Source organism: Saccharopolyspora sp. NPDC049426 (genome assembly GCF_040676935.1).
Classification (GTDB): domain Bacteria; phylum Actinomycetota; class Actinomycetes; order Mycobacteriales; family Pseudonocardiaceae; genus Saccharopolyspora.
On record NZ_JBFAPZ010000024.1, the window covers coordinates 1 to 16,618 of the forward strand.

13 protein-coding genes and 1 pseudogene are annotated in these 16,618 nt (G+C 65.7%); 1 reads left to right on the forward strand and 13 read right to left on the reverse strand.

Annotated features, from left to right (window positions below; all coding sequences use genetic code 11):
* The 7 genes and pseudogenes from AB0J78_RS32240 to AB0J78_RS32270 form a co-directional block, all read right to left on the reverse strand.
* Positions 1-143: pseudogene (locus AB0J78_RS32240) on the reverse strand (NAD-dependent malic enzyme); the annotation flags it as partial.
* 230 nt (positions 144-373) lie between these two features.
* Complete coding sequence (locus AB0J78_RS32245; protein WP_363795656.1) at positions 374-1,123, reverse strand: SDR family NAD(P)-dependent oxidoreductase; 750 nt, start codon at positions 1,121-1,123, stop codon at positions 374-376.
* Between the two features lie 29 nt (positions 1,124-1,152).
* On the reverse strand, positions 1,153-2,397 hold the full coding sequence (locus tag AB0J78_RS32250) for an iron-containing alcohol dehydrogenase (RefSeq protein ID WP_363795658.1): 1,245 nt from the start codon (positions 2,395-2,397) through the stop codon (positions 1,153-1,155).
* Positions 2,394-3,875 (reverse strand): NAD-dependent succinate-semialdehyde dehydrogenase, encoded by a 1,482-nt coding sequence (locus AB0J78_RS32255; RefSeq protein ID WP_363795660.1) that lies wholly within the window; start codon positions 3,873-3,875, stop codon positions 2,394-2,396. Before AB0J78_RS32255 ends, AB0J78_RS32250 begins: the two co-directional genes overlap by 4 nt.
* 17 nt (positions 3,876-3,892) lie before the next feature.
* Positions 3,893-4,663 (reverse strand): SDR family oxidoreductase, encoded by a 771-nt coding sequence (locus AB0J78_RS32260; protein WP_363795662.1) that lies wholly within the window; start codon positions 4,661-4,663, stop codon positions 3,893-3,895.
* The gene (locus AB0J78_RS32265; RefSeq protein WP_363795664.1) at positions 4,663-6,276 is read right to left on the reverse strand and encodes an NAD(P)/FAD-dependent oxidoreductase; all 1,614 of its coding nucleotides are present in this window, start codon (positions 6,274-6,276) and stop codon (positions 4,663-4,665) included. Before AB0J78_RS32265 ends, AB0J78_RS32260 begins: the two co-directional genes overlap by 1 nt.
* Positions 6,277-6,297: 21 nt before the next feature.
* A complete protein-coding gene (locus AB0J78_RS32270) occupies positions 6,298-7,203 on the reverse strand; it encodes an alpha/beta hydrolase (RefSeq protein WP_363795666.1) in 906 nt (301 codons plus the stop codon).
* 164 nt (positions 7,204-7,367) lie between these two features.
* Here AB0J78_RS32270 and AB0J78_RS32275 point away from each other — a divergent pair, with 164 nt between their 5' ends.
* Positions 7,368-8,090 carry a glucose 1-dehydrogenase gene (locus AB0J78_RS32275; RefSeq protein ID WP_363795668.1) on the forward strand — a complete coding sequence of 241 codons (723 nt, stop codon included), beginning with the start codon at positions 7,368-7,370 and terminating at the stop codon, positions 8,088-8,090.
* 6 nt (positions 8,091-8,096) lie between these two features.
* On the opposite strand, the gene AB0J78_RS32280 is transcribed toward AB0J78_RS32275, so the two are convergent.
* From AB0J78_RS32280 to AB0J78_RS32305, 6 genes are all read right to left on the reverse strand, one after another.
* Positions 8,097-9,821 carry a helix-turn-helix domain-containing protein gene (locus tag AB0J78_RS32280; RefSeq protein ID WP_363795670.1) on the reverse strand — a complete coding sequence of 575 codons (1,725 nt, stop codon included), beginning with the start codon at positions 9,819-9,821 and terminating at the stop codon, positions 8,097-8,099.
* A 247-nt stretch (positions 9,822-10,068) separates the two neighbouring features.
* Complete coding sequence (locus AB0J78_RS32285; protein ID WP_363795672.1) at positions 10,069-10,611, reverse strand: nuclear transport factor 2 family protein; 543 nt, start codon at positions 10,609-10,611, stop codon at positions 10,069-10,071.
* An 88-nt stretch (positions 10,612-10,699) separates the two neighbouring features.
* Entirely contained in the window at positions 10,700-12,055 is a 1,356-nt protein-coding gene (locus AB0J78_RS32290) for an MFS transporter (RefSeq protein ID WP_363795674.1), read from the reverse strand.
* A gap of 595 nt (positions 12,056-12,650) precedes the next feature.
* Entirely contained in the window at positions 12,651-14,312 is a 1,662-nt protein-coding gene (locus tag AB0J78_RS32295; RefSeq protein ID WP_363795676.1) for a CocE/NonD family hydrolase, read from the reverse strand.
* Positions 14,313-14,677: 365 nt separating this feature from the next.
* Entirely contained in the window at positions 14,678-15,010 is a 333-nt protein-coding gene (locus tag AB0J78_RS32300; protein WP_363795678.1) for an EthD family reductase, read from the reverse strand.
* A 17-nt stretch (positions 15,011-15,027) separates the two neighbouring features.
* On the reverse strand, positions 15,028-16,557 hold the full coding sequence (locus AB0J78_RS32305) for a class I adenylate-forming enzyme family protein (protein ID WP_363795680.1): 1,530 nt from the start codon (positions 16,555-16,557) through the stop codon (positions 15,028-15,030).
* Between the last annotated feature and the right edge of the window lie 61 nt (positions 16,558-16,618).

Below are 16,618 nucleotides of genomic sequence, written 5' to 3' on the forward strand. Positions count from 1 at the left end.
GCCAGCGCCACGACGGCGGTGCCGTGCTGGTCGTCGTGCATGACCGGGCAGTCCAGCGCTTCGGTGACCCGGCGCTCCAGCTCGAAGCAGCGCGGGGCGGAGATGTCCTCCAGATTCACCGCGCCGAACGAGGGGCGCAGCCGTCAACCACCGATCGATCCGACGCGGGTCCGCAAACCCGCGGAGAACGCCGGAGGCGCTGGAACAGCAACACCGTTATTTGAGCGTTGTTCTTCTCGGGTGTCCATCCGTCATCACGCGCCCCCTACAGGCGCCATAACCTGGCCGCAGCAGTCCCGCTGCAGCGCTTTAACTGGCCAGGAGAGCACTGGGGGTACGAGGGTGGTGGCAGGAATCGACCTGCATGCCCTCGTCACCAGGCCGTGTAGCCTCCGTCGGCGACCAGCACGTGCCCGGTCACGGCGCTCGAAGACGGTGCCGCCAGGAAGGCGACCACCTCGGCGATCTCGGCGGGCTCCATGAGCCTGCCCTGCGGTACTTGGGCCTTCCACTGCTCGAGGGTCTCCGGGCTTTCGGCGCCGACGGATTTGAGGATGTCGGTGTTCGCGTAACCCGGAGCCACCGCGTTCACCCGGATTTCCTCGGAGGCCCATTCGGCGGCCAGGGTTCTGGTCAGGCCGATGATCGCGGCCTTGGTCGCGTCGTAGCCGACGTGCACCTCGGGCCGGGTGGCTTTGAACCCGGCGATGGACGAGACGTTGACGATCGCTCCACTACGACCGCGCATGGTCTTGCCGAACTCGCGGCACATCAGGAACGTGCCGGTGAGGTTGATGTCCAGCGTGCGCTGCCACGCTTCGTCGGTCATGTCGAAGGTCGCGGCGTTGGTCGCGATCCCGGCGTTGTTAATCAGGATGTCCACGGGTTCGGACGTCTCGGCCAGTCTGCTGACCGCCTGGGAGTCGGTGACGTCGAGCTGCTCCACGGTGACCTTCGCTCCGGTCGCCGCAGCGAGTTTCGATGCGCGTTCCCGAGCCGCGTCCGCCTGGACGTCGGCGATGATCACGCTCGCGCCCTGCACGGCGAGCTTGTGCGCAACGGCGGCGCCGATTCCTTGGGCTGCTCCGGTCACGACGGCGGTCTTGCCGTTGAGCGGGTTCATGCTGCTCGTCTCCTGATGCTCGTGCGCCGTCATAGGTCCCACCAGCCGCGATCGTCGGCGTAGCCGCGTTTGATGATTTCCACGATGGCGTCGTGGGTGAGTTCGCGCGGGTTGTTCGCCGTCAACCGGGTAGCCTTCATCGCCTGTTCGGCGACGACCTCGAAGTGCTCGGGCCGCAGGCCGAGGTCGCGGAGGTTCAGCGGCACGTCCAGCGCTGCGAGGATGTCCTCGACGCGGAGGATCGCAGCTTTGGCACGTGCGGACTGGTCTCCGCCCGCGCCGACGCCGACGCTATCGGCGATCTCGGCGAACTCCGGTTCGCGTGTGGGCAGGTTGTAGCGCATCACGTACGGCAGCAGCGCACCCACGCCGAAGCCGTGCGCGGTGTGGGTGAGAGCGCCGATCGGTGATTGGATGGCGTGCGCTCCGGCGGTTCCCGCGGTGTTGATGGCCATGCCTGCGCTCATCGCGGCCAGCATCGTGTCCGAGCGGGCGTCGAGGTCGGTCAAGTCCGTCGCCAGCTGTTCCAGCGACGTGTTGAGCAGGCTGAGCCCGTGGCGGGCGTAGATGTCGGTGAGCAGGTTCTTGCCGACGTAGAGGTGCTGCTCGATGTGGTCGGTGCCGGGGTTCTTGGCGCGGGCGGTGAACGATTCGATGAGGTGCGACAGCGCGTCCGCACCGGTGGCGGCGGTGAGTCCGCGGGGACAGCTGATCGTGAGTTCCGGGTCGACCACGGCGGCATGCGCTTCGAGATAGGGGCTGGCGATACCGACCTTCATGCCCAGGTCGGCGTCGTAGACCACCGAGATGCAGGTGATCTCCGCGCCGGTTCCGCCGGTGGTCGGCACCGCGATCATCGGCAGGCCGGGGCCGGCGACCCGGTTCTCGCCGTAGAGATCTCGCACGTCTCCGCCGCGGGCGAGCAGGATCGCGGCCACCTTGGCGAAGTCCAGGCAGCTGCCTCCGCCGACCCCGATGACCACGTCGAGGGCGCTGCCGGAGAAGCTGTCGACGACGCCGTGCAGGTTGTCCCTGGGCAGTTCGGCTTCCACGCCGTCGAAGACCTCGACGGCGACACCGCTGTCGCGCAACATCGCGACGATCTCGGTGAACGGCTCGCTGCTCGCCATGCGCTCGTCGGTGCAGATCAGCGCCCGGGTTCCGATGCCGCGCACCAGGTGCGGCAGCTGTGCCCGCTGTCCCGGACCGAAGGTGAGGTGCTTGGGTTGGCGCAGCAGTCCGAGCCCGATGTCGTTGGTGGTACGTGTGCTCATCGGTTCATCACCCGCTTCTCGTCGACGGTGATCGCCAGGTATTTGGGTTCGAGGAATTCGTAGATGCCCTCGTGGCCGCCTTCGCGTCCGAGTCCGGATTCCTTGATCCCGCCGAACGCGGCGGCGGGGTCGGCCATGATGCCGCGGTTGATGCCGACCATGCCGAAGTCCAGGTGTTCGGAGATCGCGAAGGCGGCGTTGAGGTCCCGGGTGAACAGGTACGAGGCGAGCCCGTAGCGGGTGTCGTTGGCGAAGGCCACGGCTTCCTCCGCGCTGTCCACCGTGTACAGCGCGGCGACCGGTGCGAACAGCTCCTCGTTGCAGAAGTCCTCGCCGCGCCCGGCGACTCGCAGCACGGTGGGTTCGTAAAAGAACCCCTTCGCGTCCACCTCGCTGCCGCCGGTAAGGACTTCGGCACCCGCCTCGACGAACCGTGCCACCAGTGATCCCACCCGGTCGAGCTGGGCTTGGGTGATGATCGGGCCGACGTCGACTCCGTCGAAGCCGTCTCCGACGCGCAGGCCTCTGGCCCGTTCGACGAACCGCGCGGTGAACTCCTCTGCGATGTCGCTGTGCAGGATGATGCGGTTCGCCGCGACGCACGCCTGCCCGGCGTTGCGGAACTTGCAGGCCACCGCCTGCTCCACGGCGTGTTCGACGTCGGCGTCGTCGAGCACGATGAATGGGCCGTCACCGCCCAGTTCCATCGAGGCGTTGACGATGTTGCGTGCGGCTGCGCTCAGCAGGGTGCTTCCGACGCCGGTGGAACCGGTGAAGCTGATCTTGCGCAGGCGCGGGTCCGGCATCACGGCCTCGGAGACCGCGGCCGAGCCAGTGGTGTGCACGAGATTGACCACCCCGGCCGGAAATCCCGCGTCGTGCAAGACTTGGGTGAACAACGCTGCGGTCAGCGGTGTTTCCTTCGCCGATTTCATCAGCACGGTGCAGCCCGCGGCCAGGGCGGCACCGGCCTTGCGCGCGGCCATCAGCAGCGGGAAGTTCCACGGTGTCACCAGGAAGCTCGGCCCTACCGGCTGGTGGGTCGTCACCACCCGGTAACCACCGGTGGTGGCCTCGGAATACGTGCCGTGCAGGTGCGCGATCTGCTCCGCGTACCAGCGGAAGAATCCGGCCGACAGGGCGAACTCGCCTTCGGCCTCGGCCCGGGGCTTCCCGGACTCCAGCACCATCACGTCGACGAAGGCATCTGCGCGTTCGAGCATCAGGGAATGCGCGTGGTGGAACAGCTCGGCGCGTTGCCGTGGCGGTACCGACCGCCAGGTGTCCTGGCTCGACGTCGCGGCGTCGAGCCCGCGCAGCGCCTCGGCAGGCCCGCATTCGGCCACCTCGGCGAGCGGACTGGCGTCGCTGGGGTTGATCACGGTGAACGTGGTGCCGGTGGTGATCCACTGGCCGTTGAGGTAGGCGCCGAGCGGAACCCGGTGTCCGCGCAGCATCGCGTGGTCGTGTTCGATCACGGGAGGTCCTTCTTTCACTAGCGTGCCGTGTATCCGCCGTCGACCGGGAGGTTGACACCGGTGACCCAGGAGGACTCGTCGGAGGCGAGGTAGAGCACGGCGTAGGCGACGTCGTCGGGGCGGCCCAGTCGCCGCAGGGATTGGTTGGACGTCATCATTCGTTCGTACGCGGGCAGGCCACCCTCGTAGTTCTCCGCGACGCCGCGCACCAGCGGAGTGAGCACGGTGCTGGGGTTGACCGCGTTGACCCTGATGTTGTGCCGGCCGTAGCTGGCCGCGTCCTGGCGCGTCTGCATGGTCACCGCGCCCTTGGCGACGTGGTAGGGAGTGAACTCGTCGTTGCCGATCAAGCCGTAGATCGACGAGAAGTTCACGATGCTGCCCCCGCCGTTGCGGATCATCCACGGCACCGCGTGCTTGGTGGCGAAGAAGACCCCTTTGACGTCCACCGCAAAGATGGCGTCCCAGTCCTGTTCGGACACCTCGTGCGTGGGCTTGTCGACCCCGATCAGCCCCGCGCAGTTGACCAGCACGTCGAGCTTGCCGTGCTCGGCGCCGACCGCCTCGATCACCCGGCTCACGTCGGCCTCGTCGGAGACGTCCATCCGCCAGAACCCCGCACGGCCACCGGCGACGCGGATACCCTCGGCAACCGCCGTGCCGTCGCCCTCGACGAGGTCGGTGACCGCCACGATCGCTCCTTCACGTGCGAACAGCTCCGCGGTCGCCTGTCCCATGCCGGAGGCCGCACCGGTCACCACCGCGACCTTGCCGTCCAAGCGCCCCATCAGCGCTCACCACCCCGGAACTCGAGGTATCCGCCCGCCGCGACCTCATCGCAGCGCTTGAAGTAAGCGTCCGCGCCACCCATGTAGACGTTGAACTCGACCGGCTTGCCGGGGATGTTCGCCCCGATGAACCAGGCGTTGGCGTCCACGCCCTGGGCCATGATCGTGGACGAACCCGCGCGCGAGACCTCCTCGGCCCAATCCTCCTCGGCGTCCTTGGTGGACTCCAGCTGCTCGACCCCGTTGTCCGCGGCGAACTTCAGCGCATCGGTGATCCACTCAACTCCCGCTTCGATCGCCACCGGCAGGTTCGCGTACGGGGTCTGCGGCCCGAGGATCATGAAGAAGTTCGGGAACCCGTGGACCCCGAGACCCAGGTTCGTCTTCAGACCGTCGGCCCACTTCTCCCGCAGCACCAGGCCGTCCCGGCCCACGATGTCGACGGCGGTGAGCGTGCCGGTCATCGCGTCGAAACCGGTGGCGAAGATCAGCACGTCCAGCTCGTGGAGCCGACCGTTGACCCGCACGCCCTCGGCGGTGATCTCCTCGATGCCGTTCTCGCGGATGTCGACCAGGTGCACGTTGTCGCGGTTGTAGGCCTCGTAGTAGCCATGGCCGCCCGGCGGGCGCTTTCCGTTGAAGGGGTAGTCCTTCGGGCACAGCAGTTCCGCGGTCTCCGGGTCCTGCACGGTCTCCCGGATCTTCTTGCGGATGAACTCCGAGGCGTAGTGGTTCGACTCCTCGTCGAGCGCGAGGTCGTTGAAGGTCTCCAACATGAAGTGGAAGCCCCCCTCGCGCCACTTCTCCTCGAAGATCCGCTCCCGCTCTTGGGCGCTGACCTCCTTGGCGCCGTGGGCCGGGTTCTCGAACGGCACCGCGAAGACGTGCTCGCGCGCCCGTTCGAAGTTCTCCGGGTAGCTCTCCCGGACTTGGGCCATCCACTCGTCGTCGACCTCGTAGTTCGAGCTGGCGACGACGTAGTTGGGGGTGCGCTGGAACACCAGCAGCTCACCGGCCACCTCGGCGACCACCGGCACGATCTGCACGCCGGACGCTCCCAGGCCGATCACGCCCACGCGCTTGCCCGACAGGTAGACCTCGCGGTCCTGCGGCCAGCGCGCGGTGTGGTAGCTCTCGCCGGCGAACGAGGCGGCCCCGGGGATGTCCGGCAGGTTCGGCTCGGCGAGCACACCCATGCCACTGATCAAGTAGGTGGCGGTGAGCGTCTGCCCCGCATCGGTCGTGACCGCCCAGACGTTGCGCGCCTCGTCGTGCTCGGCGCGCTCCACCCGGGTGCGCAACCGGATGTCCTTGCGCAGGTCGAGTCGATCGGCGAGGAATTCCAGGTAGGCCTTCACCTCGGGTTGGGCCGGGTAGCGCTCCGACCACACCCACTCGTCCCGGACCTCCTGGGAGAAGGAGAACGAGTAGTAGTAGAACTCGCTGTCCGTGCGCGCGCCCGGGTAGGTGTTCCAGTGCCAGGTCCCGCCCACGCCGTCGGCGGAATCGAGCACGACGGCCCGCAACCCGATCTTGTGGCAGTGGTGCAGCATCGCCAGGCCGGAAAAGCCGGCCCCGATCACGATCGCGTCGTAGTCGGCAATGTCGTTCATCGTTGGTCCTTCCTGTCGAGGTCAGCGGCTTACGCGGTACCAAGCCGCGATCCTGCGGATCTCCTCGTCGGCCCTCGGGTCGCGTCCGGCCATGAACGGGTAGACGTGCTGCATCCCCTCGCCCACCGTGAAAGTCACGTCCACGCCGTGCTTCTCCGCCAGTTCGTGCAGCTGCACGGCGTCGTCGAACAGCGACTCCACCGATCCCGCGTCGATGTAGAGGCGCGGAAACCCGGTGAAGTCGGCCTGCAGCGGATTGGCCAACGGGTGCGTCGGCGACCTGACACCGCCCAGGTAGCGGTCGATGTTGGCCTGCAGCCCCGCGCGCGTGATGAGGAAGTCGGTGGCGTCGTTGGAGTCCAGCGTGCGACCGGTGTTCTCCATGTTCAGCCAGGGCGACATGGTGATCACCTGCGAGGGCAGGTCCCGGCCCTGCTCCCGCAGATCGAGGACCATCGCGATCGCGAGGTTCCCGCCCGCGCTGTCGCCCACCGGCGTGACGTCCTCGATGCGGTGCCCCGTCTCGAGCAACCCGTCGACGACGGCCACGCCGTCCTGCAACCCCGCGGGGAACGGGTGCTCGGGCGCGAGCCGGAACTCGGGCACGAACGCGCTCGTCCCGCACGCCTTGGCGAGGTGACCGGCCAACTTTCGGTGGCTCGACGGCGACCCCAGAGCGAACCCACCCCCGTGCATGAACACCATCACCTGCTCGGCGTCACACCCTTCCGGGACGACCTCCAGGCCCGGCACCCCGTTGAGCGCGGTCTCCCGGTAGGTCACGCGCTCGGGTTCTGCGGTGGCGTTGTGCCAATCGTCGAAGACCATCCGCAGCAGCTCGATGGACATCTCCGGATCGCGGGTCATCTCCACGGCCCACTTGGCGTAGAGCTCCCCGAGCACATCGGTCGGCCGAATCGACGTCATCGTCCCCTCCTCCGCAGTTCCGCTTTCCACGAAGCACTCTCACGCGAATCGGGAGGGATGTGTGCGAGCCGTCGCAGAATGAAACACCTCAGTCTCAAGGTGATTCACCGGCCACCTCGATCGCCGCCGGACGCTGACACCACGAACCGGAAGGAGCGTTCGAGATGAACCGTTTGACGGGCAAGGTCGCACTGGTGACCGGAGCGGGCCGCGGCATCGGACGGGCGATCGCGGAGGAGTTCGCGCGTGAAGGAGCAGTCGTCGTGGCAACCGGCAGGAGCACGACGACCGATCCCTACCGCGGTGAGATCACCTACCGCCGCCAGGATGTCGCCGAAGAGGACCAGTGGCGCTCGCTGGTCGCCGAGATCCGCCGGCTTCACGGGCGAATCGATGTGCTGGTCAACAACGCGGGCATCATCACCTACGAGTCCGCGCACGAGTTGTCCACTGACAGCTGGGAACACGTCGTCGCGGTGAACCAGACCGGCGTGTGGCTGGGCATGCGGGAGGTGATCCCGATGATGCGCTCCGTCGGAGGCGGATCGATCATCAACGTCTCGTCGATCTGGGGAAGCGCGGCGGTCGCCGGTGCGCACGCTTACCACGCCACCAAAGGTGCGGTGCGGAACATGTCCAAGAGCGCTGCGATCAGCTACGCGCGCGAGGGGATCCGGGTCAACTCGCTGCACCCGGGTCTCGTCTCGACGCCGCTCACCGACGCTCAGGATCCGGCGATCAACGAGGCGGTGGTCGACCGCACGCCCATGGGCAGGCCCGGACGGCCCGAGGAGATCGCCCACGCGGCCGTCTTCCTGGCCGCCGACGAGTCCAGCTTCGTCACCGGCTCCGAACTCGTCGTCGACGGCGGCTACCTGGCCCAGTGAGGGCGGCTAGCTGATCAGCCGGTAGGCCTTCATCTTGCGGTACACGGTGGCGCGGGAGAGCCCGAGAATCTGCGCGGCTTTGGCGCGGTTGCCCTCGGCCTCCCGCAACGCCCTGCGGATCGCCTCCAGCTCCACGCGCTCGATCATCGTCAACGACGGGGTGTTGCGCACGGCTGCGGGCAGATCACCCGGAACCACCGCGCCGGACTTCCCCGCGTCCATGATCTGCCCGACGATCGTGCGCAACTCCTTCACGTTGCCTGGCCACTGGTAGCCCGCCAAAAGCTCCAAGGCCTCCCGATCCGGCGCCACCGCCGAAGACGGCGCGAAGTGCCGCCACAGCGCAGGCAGGTCGGATGCGCGGTCCCGCAGCGGAGGCACCCACACCACCGGAACGTCGTACTTCAACCCGAACGCATCCGCGTCCTCCCGCGCATCGGCCGTCAGCGTCACCAAGACCGAACGCCGGTGCGGGGACTCCCTCAGAACGGTCCGCATGCCGTCGAGGATCCGCGGTTCCAGGGTCTGCACTCCGCGGATGAGCACGTCTCCCGCGTTCTCCAGGCGCGCGGCGAGGTCCTGGAGCCACCGGCGACCGCCCATGACGTGACGCTGCGCGGCGTCCACGACCTCCCGCCGGAGCGGAGTACCGGCCTCCGACGGATGCCCCAGCGCCAATGAGAGCTTCCCCGACCCCGACTCCCCCGCGATGATCAGCGGTTCGCTCGACGACCGGTGCCGCTCGACAGCACGATGAGCAGCCAGCCAATCGGGCGCCCGGCCGACCAGCTGACGCAGCACGCCATCGCTGCGCTTCGTCGAGCGCGTCAACGGCTGACCTGCCTGCTGCTCCTGCACGACCGCGACGCGGTTGCCCGAGTCCACCGCGGTGACGTGCACGTGCGCGAGCCCGGATGACAACTCCACCGAGTACTTCCCGGTACCGATGCCTTCCGCGCACAACCGGTGCAGCTGACGCAGGTCGTCCCCGGCCAGACGTCCGGCCTGCGGGTTCTGGATCAGCAGGCCGGCAGGTCCGAACGCCACCACCGGCTCGGGCCGAGCCCGGGTGATCTCCAGGAACGTGTTGAACGCCCGCCGGGCGGCCGGTTCCTGCATCTCCATGACGTGCTGCTCGAGCTGCTGGGTCACAGTGCTCAGCAGCGGTCGCAGCAGGTCCGCCCTGGGCGTGACGTCGCAGGACAACGTGACCACTGCCAGCAGGTTCCCGGTCATCGGATGCCGGACCGGAGCCCCGGTGCAGATCGCGTTCCGGTAGATGTCGGCGAAGTGCTCGACGCCCTGGATCTGCACCCCGCGCCCGGAGGCCACCACGGTACCCACGCCGTTGGTGCCGACGGTGTCCTCCGCCAGCACCGCGCCGCGCACCGTGCCGATCCGGTCCAGGTGCGCAGAGGCGGCGCGGTCCCCGCACCACCGGTGCAGGATCCGGCCCCGCGAGTCGGCCAGCAGGACGCCCAAGCCGGTGCCGGACACCCCTTCGGCGAACCTCGTCAGAGGATCGCGGAAGAGGTCCAGCAGGTGCGCGTCCAGCACTTCCTCGCTGACGCGCGGCACGTCGGCGACGTTCTCCGGCCCGCCCAACGCGCTGCGAGAACGTCGCCACGACTCCACCAGCTGCGTGCTCTGCCCGGCCACCGGCACCGCCTGCGCCGAGAGCACCAGCTCCTTCGCCTTCTCGATGCGGTCGAACTCAGCGTTGTCCGGCACGGCAGCTCCTCGTCACGTCGAACGCGCCGCCGTGCTCCGTCCGGCCCCCGGCGACTGCGCTGTCGTTGACCGCAAGATACGCGCCCCAACCCGACCAGCACAGATGTGGCGAACCCGACTGTCTCAAAGTGAGACGCCCCGGCGCACGTAGCAAGGCAGTTGATTTCACTCGTCATTGAATCAATAGGGACAATAGGCGGCGTTGCGACTCACTACCTCACGGTGAAGCCGAGATCGATGGGCAGCGTCACTCCGGTGAGCCGTCGAGCCAGCTCAGATCTGGTGGCGGCACGTCGTACGCGGGAGGCTCCAAGTAATCTCCCACCAGCGGATCGATACGTGCTCTAGTCAGGCGCATAAAGGAAATACGCCATCCAGAAGCAGTTCGCACGTACTCCTCATCATAGTAGCCGTAGCCACGAATCCCGTACATCCCATCGATCTCGACACCCTTGTACACGAAGCTGTCCTGGGGCCATGTCAAGTAGTCGTACATGGACCACCTGGCCCGAATGACGCCGTCGTCTCGCTTCTGCACGTCTGGCATGAACCCCTGATGGACGGTACGCATAGGAGCAAGCCACTTCGCAACCCCAGCCACGAAGGCATCCGGCCCTGAACTGGCAAAGGGAAAGCCTTCGAAGACCGCGTAGTCGGAGAACAGCGCTCGGAGCCGTGTCCACTGCTTTGTGTCAAGATGGAAGAAGTATCGGGCCTTGAGTTTGCACACGATCTGGTATTCATCAAAGCCCACTAGCTCATTTTCGATCTGGTTCGGCGTGGCGCGCATCGCTACTTCCTCTCTTGGGTGAAGAACTTCAATGCAAAACATCCATAGGGGCCCGCTACTCGCCCGCTCCGAAAGCGTCATTCATACGTCAGTCCACTCGACGACCGAGCTGACGCAGCGGCACCCGGTGCGTTTCCGGAGAGAAATACACTGTGATTGCGGCGATGGTGACTGCAATCGCGAGGAGTGTTGCCACAGGAACCCAGTTCGGGCCCTCGACCAGCCCAGCGGCCATGGTCGGAGCGAACCCACCTACGATCATGCCGACCTGGAACCCGACCGAGGTGCCCGTCATCCGGACCCGGGCGTTGAACTGCTCACCGATGAACGTCTGAAAGACACCGGTCGTCGCTGCGAGCATGCCACCTGTAAGTAGAACCCCGCACACGAAGACAGCCGGAAGGTTCCGATCAGTAACCGCAGCAAAATAGGCGAACCCCATGGCCGCTGACCCCAGTAGGCCGGTGATCATGACGGGGCGCCGGCCGATCCGGTCGGACAGCCATCCAAAGAGGGGATGCGTGACGAGTGCCGACGCGTTAGAAACGATAGCGACCCAGAGCATCGTCGAATATGGGATCTCGATGCCAAACTGCGGCTGAGTGGCATAGGCGAGACCAAAGCTGAACACGAGCGTGAGCACTACACCCTGCAGGAGGACAAGAGCCGTCCGCATGACCTGCCAGGGATGCGATTTGAAGACGAGCAGCAGGGGCGCCTGGCCTGGATTCGCGCTACGCGCCTGTTCCTGGAACACCTCAGGTTCGGCCAGCTTCCGACGGATGAGGAAGGCGACCAGGGCAACGAGAATGCTGGCCAGGAACGGCACGCGCCATCCCCAGGACAACATCGACTCACGCGGCAAAGCTGTGACCGGGAGAAATGCAAGACTTGCGAGGACGAACCCAGCGTAGTTGCCGTTCTGGGTCCATGCCGTGTAGGTCGCGCGCTTTCCCGGAGGAGCGGCCTCCAACGAGATGGTGCTTGCTCCCGTCGTCTCAGCACCTGCCGAGAATCCTTGCACGAGACGCATGCATATCAAGAGAACGGGCGCTAGGACCCCGATTTGGGAGTATGTGGGCAAGACCCCGACCAACGTCGTCGCAATCCCCATCAACATCAACGTGATGACGAGCACCCGCCGTCGGCTCCAGCGATCTCCAACGTGGCCGAATACCAGGGCGCCGATCGGTCTGGCGACGTACCCCACGCCCAGGGTGGCGAGTGACGCGAGAATGCTTTTGGTTCCGCCCATGTCCGGGTGGAAGAAGATCGAAGGGAAGACCAACGCCGCGGCCGAGGTGTAGATGTAGAAGTCGTAATATTCGAGGGCTCCGCCGAAGAAGCTCGACATCGCCGCCCTCCTGGCCTGTTCAGCCTTCTCGGGCGTAAGTGCGTCCTCACTGCTTGAACGCGATGTGACCGATGCGAACGACTTTCCCATGGATCGCTCCTTTGCGATGCGCATAGACGTTGCAGGCGTTGATAAAGACGACTTGCCACTTGCATGTCTCGTTATCCCACTGGGGCCGAGACATCAGGAACGACAATATGCCCGGGCGTCCGGTCCTCATGGAACGGCGCATCAGGTTGGACGCGAATCCGGTGCGCTTTCTTCGAGACTGCGCGGGACTCCTCTCTTCCGACCACGAAGCCGGTTCGCCAAGATCCAATGGCGATGCCGCGATCAACTGAGTTACGAGCGTCGTCTGTTTTTGCAATAGGCGCCGCGTCGATCCTGAGTCAACCCTGCTGGTACCGATCGGCGGTGCCATCGCTCAAAATACGCTTTTACAGGGGGAAGTTCGTTTCTCTGCACATCTGGATCAGCGTCGAGGTTCAGACAAGTTTCCCACGTGCGGTGGGTGCATGAGATAGCCGCGGCTGCAACGGTCACGTCTTCAATCGGCCCGTCCACCGAACAAGTTTCGATGGCCAGCACCCGGGCGTTGACACAGCCGGCTGTCGTACAAGTCGAGCGGTGGTGCGTCAAAAACGTGACGTCCCACCGCGCTTTCAGCTCCGATGACGACGGCAGGCTACTTTTGGCACGGCCCCGGCACGCCTGACAGCAGGTTTCCCTTCCAGTACGGCACGTTGGGGTTGGGATTGTCGGATGACCGCCAGCAGTCGCCCTTGAGCAGGGGCAGGTTCAGCGAGGTCCTGGTGGGCGGACCGAAGTGCAGCGACACGACGCTTCCTTGAAGGGACCCTGCTTGCGGCGACGTGGGGAAGCACGGGTCGACACCGAGATTCGGCGAGCAACGGGGGGTAGGCGTCTGCGTGGTGACCGTGAGCCGCAGTTTGCTTCCCTCCGGTATGTGGACGAACCGGGGCGAGAGGGCGAAGTCGTATTTCTTGACCGAGCCCTCGGGCACGGGTTCATCCGAGATGAACTTCCCATAGGGACGAACTGGCACGCCGCTCACATCAAACCAGGAGCGTTGGGGATCGTTCGCAGCGAGGCTCCCGAGCACGGTGCCGGAGGAGATCGGTGTCGTGGATCCGTCCACTCCTACCAACTGCAGAGTCGCGATCAGCTCGAGGTTCCTCGTCGAGGACGACGCGTAGACGCTCGCGCTGATCGGCCCGGCGAGGGTACCCCCGTTCTCCAAAGCGGGACTCTCGTACTGCAGAGTGCTTGTCGCGTCAGGCTGTGCCCATGCAGCACTGTCCCTTCCGGACTCTGCAGGCACAACCGGCGACAAGGTCTTGTTCGGGCCTAGGTAATAACGCGTGTAGGCTGGTACGACGGGATAGGCTGCGGTGTTCAGCCACCGGTTCGAGATCATCTCGTGCGCGTGCAGAGGCGTGGACGTGTCCTCGATCCCGGTTTTCTTCCCTTTGAGCCAGGTGTCGAACCACTCCATGGTGATTCGCTGGTCGATGTTCTCGCAGTGTCCTCCTTGTCCCATGACGATCTGGTAGCGACCTGTGGCGTTCTGATCTTGTCGCATCGGCCCGAACGTCGGTAACTTCCTGCTCGCGTTTTGGAGGTAGGAATACAGTTCCAGCGAGCTCTGCGCGTAGATGTCCCCATTGGTACTCCAGAGCAGCGCTGGCACACCGGCATCCACGATCTTCTCAGCGAGATTGCCAGGAGTCCGGTCCTGCCAGAACTGCCCCTCATACGCTCTCGGCCCTCCAGCGTTGATCTCATTCACCAGAGCGGCTCCGGTCGGGGCGGTGTTCCCTCCCATGGAGTCGCCGATCACGCGCTGGAAATTCAGCGTCTGGGTGGGAATGCCTCCGGCAAAGTAGGTTTCACGATAGAATTCTGCGCCCATGCAGTACGGAGCTAAGGCCTTGATAGGAGAGCTTCGGCCCGCCTCGGCGACGGTAGCGGCTTGGTTGATGCCCGCGTAAGAGCCTCCGGTCAGTCCAATCTGGCCGTTGCTTCCCTGCAGCTGGGTCGACGCCCATTTCACCAGCTCGACACCGTCTTGAGCATCCCGTTTGCTGAAGAACCCGAAGTTCCCTCCGGATGTCGTCGTTCCGCGAACGTAGGCGGTGACGAAGATATAGCCGTGCTGTACGAAGTAGTCGCCCGCAGTGGGCTTGGTGCTGAGATAGGGCGTCTGCGTAAGCAGGACGGGGAAGTTGCCGGGCGCACGGCGCCCTGTGACCGGGTCTGTGGGGTAAGCCACGTCGGCCTTCAGGATTGCACCGTCGCTCATCTTCACTGGCAGCTGGCTTTCCACTTTGCTGCCATAAGTCGGCTCTCCAGGATTCCAAGTTCCGCCAGGCCACGGAGACGACGCGGGTACTTGACCCCCGTCCTCAGCGGTAGCGACACTGCACGAGGCGAGAGTGAGAAGCACTCCCAGCATCGCGATAACATGTCTGGCTTTTGACAGCCCGGCATGTCTGAACCTGCTTTTCATCTTGTTCCTTCCCTGTGACGGCATTGTCAGAAGCAAGGGTTCGATGGGACGAAACGGAAGCCGCCCTGAATGGCGCACGACCGCGATGGAACCAAGCGACGCCGCGGGCAGCGCACGTACTCACCCGCGGCGATCAGGTAAAGGAAAGCCGACGGGCGCCGGTGTAACCAGCCGCACGGAAACTACTTCCGTGCGTCACCGGCGGGTTCGACGGTGGTCTCGGTGGCGATGAACCAGTCGATGGTGTCGAGGAAGTGCTTCTCGTGCTCGTGCAGCGGTTCGACCTGCGGGGAGGCGAACGCGGTGCGCACGTCGTCGACGGTGTCGAAGTACAGCTCGGCCATTCCGTCGTAGGGCCAGGACTTGCGGTGCTCGATGGCCGGGTTCTGCCGGTAAGCGCGCAGACCGGGTAGCTGCCAGACCAGCGGCGGGTGTTCCTCCTGCCAGTACCTGAGGAAGTCCTCTCGCGACAATCCCGGCAAGGCTTTCAGCATGGCGACGATCTTGACGGTCACTCGCTGGGTCCTTTCCGCTACCAGCCGACGAGCTGGCGCAGGTTGCTCTTGACGATCTTTCCGCTGGGGTTGACGGGCATGGAGCCCGGTTCGAGGAACACGAAGCGCTTCGGGACCTTGTAGCCGGCGAGGGAGCGGCGCAGGTGCTCGCGGAGTTCGCTCTCGGTGACGCTCTGCCCGGGCCGCAGCGCCACCACCGCCCGGACTTCCTCGTCCCATTCGGTGCTGGACACGCCCAGCACTCCGCACTCCATGACGGCGGGGTGGGTGTAGAGGACCTGCTCGATCTCCGAGGCGTAGACGTTCTCGCCGCCCGACTTGATCAGGTCCTTCGCCCGGTCGCGGAAGAAGAAGTAGCCTTCCTCGTCCTGGGTCACCAAGTCCCCGGTGTGCAGCCATCCCTCGCGCAGCGCAGCGGCCGTGGCCTCGGGGTTGTTGTGGTAGCCGAGCATGACCGCGGGGCCGCGCACGGCGATCTCCCCGAGCTCGCCGGGTCCGAGCGGCTCGCCCGTTACCGGGTCGACCACGCGGGCCTCGACCATCGAGTACTCCTGGCCGATGGAGCCGTCGAGTTCGGGTCGCATGATGTCGCGGTCGAGTAACCGGGTCACCATCGGACCGGCTTCGGTGAGCCCGTACCGGAAGTACATGCGCACCTGCGGAGTCAATTCGCGCACGGCACGCTTGTCCGGCATCCGCAGCAGCCCGCCCCCGCTGTGGAGTTGCCGGAGATGCTTCTGGAAGCCAGAGGTTTCGAAGATGCCCGCCTGCAGCAGGCGACGCACCATGTTCGGGATCATGAACGAGGTGGTGATCCGCTCGCGCTCGACGAGTTCGCCGATCTGCTGCTCGTCGAAGCGGTGCAGCATCACGTTGGTGCCACCGCTCATGTAGTGCGGGGCGAACACGCACAGCAGCGCGGCCGAGTGGAACATGGGCGTCACGTTGAGCGCGACGTTCTCCGCTGCGCTGGCGATTCCCACATCGAGCCGCTCGTTGATCGAGTTCACGATGCCCGACCGGTGAGCCAGCACCACGCCCTTCGAGAACCCGGTGGTACCTCCGGTGAACAGCACGCACATCGGGTCTTCAGGACCGACTCCCGGGTCGACGGCCGGCCCCGGCGTGGCCGCGAGAGCTTCGAACTCACCACCCTGCCGGATCACCTTCAGCGAGGGATCGAGATCTCCGGTCGCCTGAGCCGCATCGAGGGCCTCCTCGAACTGCGACTCGACCAGCACGACGCGGGCGTCGGTGGAGGCGATGCCATGCGCCAGCTCGGTGGTGGCCCAGCGCCAGTTGTACATCACCGCCACGGCTCCAGCGGCGATCACACCGAGGAACGCCTCGACGCAGAAGATCGAGTTCCCGGCCAGGATCCCGACGTGATCACCGCGGCCGACCCCGGACGCCCGCAGGTTGCGGGCGATGCCCTCGGCCCGGGCGCTGAGCTCGCGGTGGGTCAGCCGGCCGGTGTCGTCGACCAACGCGTCGCGGTCAGGGTATCTGCGGGCGTTGAGCCGCACACAGTCGGCAAGGGTCCACATCGTTGTTTCCTCCGCACACTCCGAACGTGTGTGGAGAGTTTAGGAAACGAATGCACGTTTG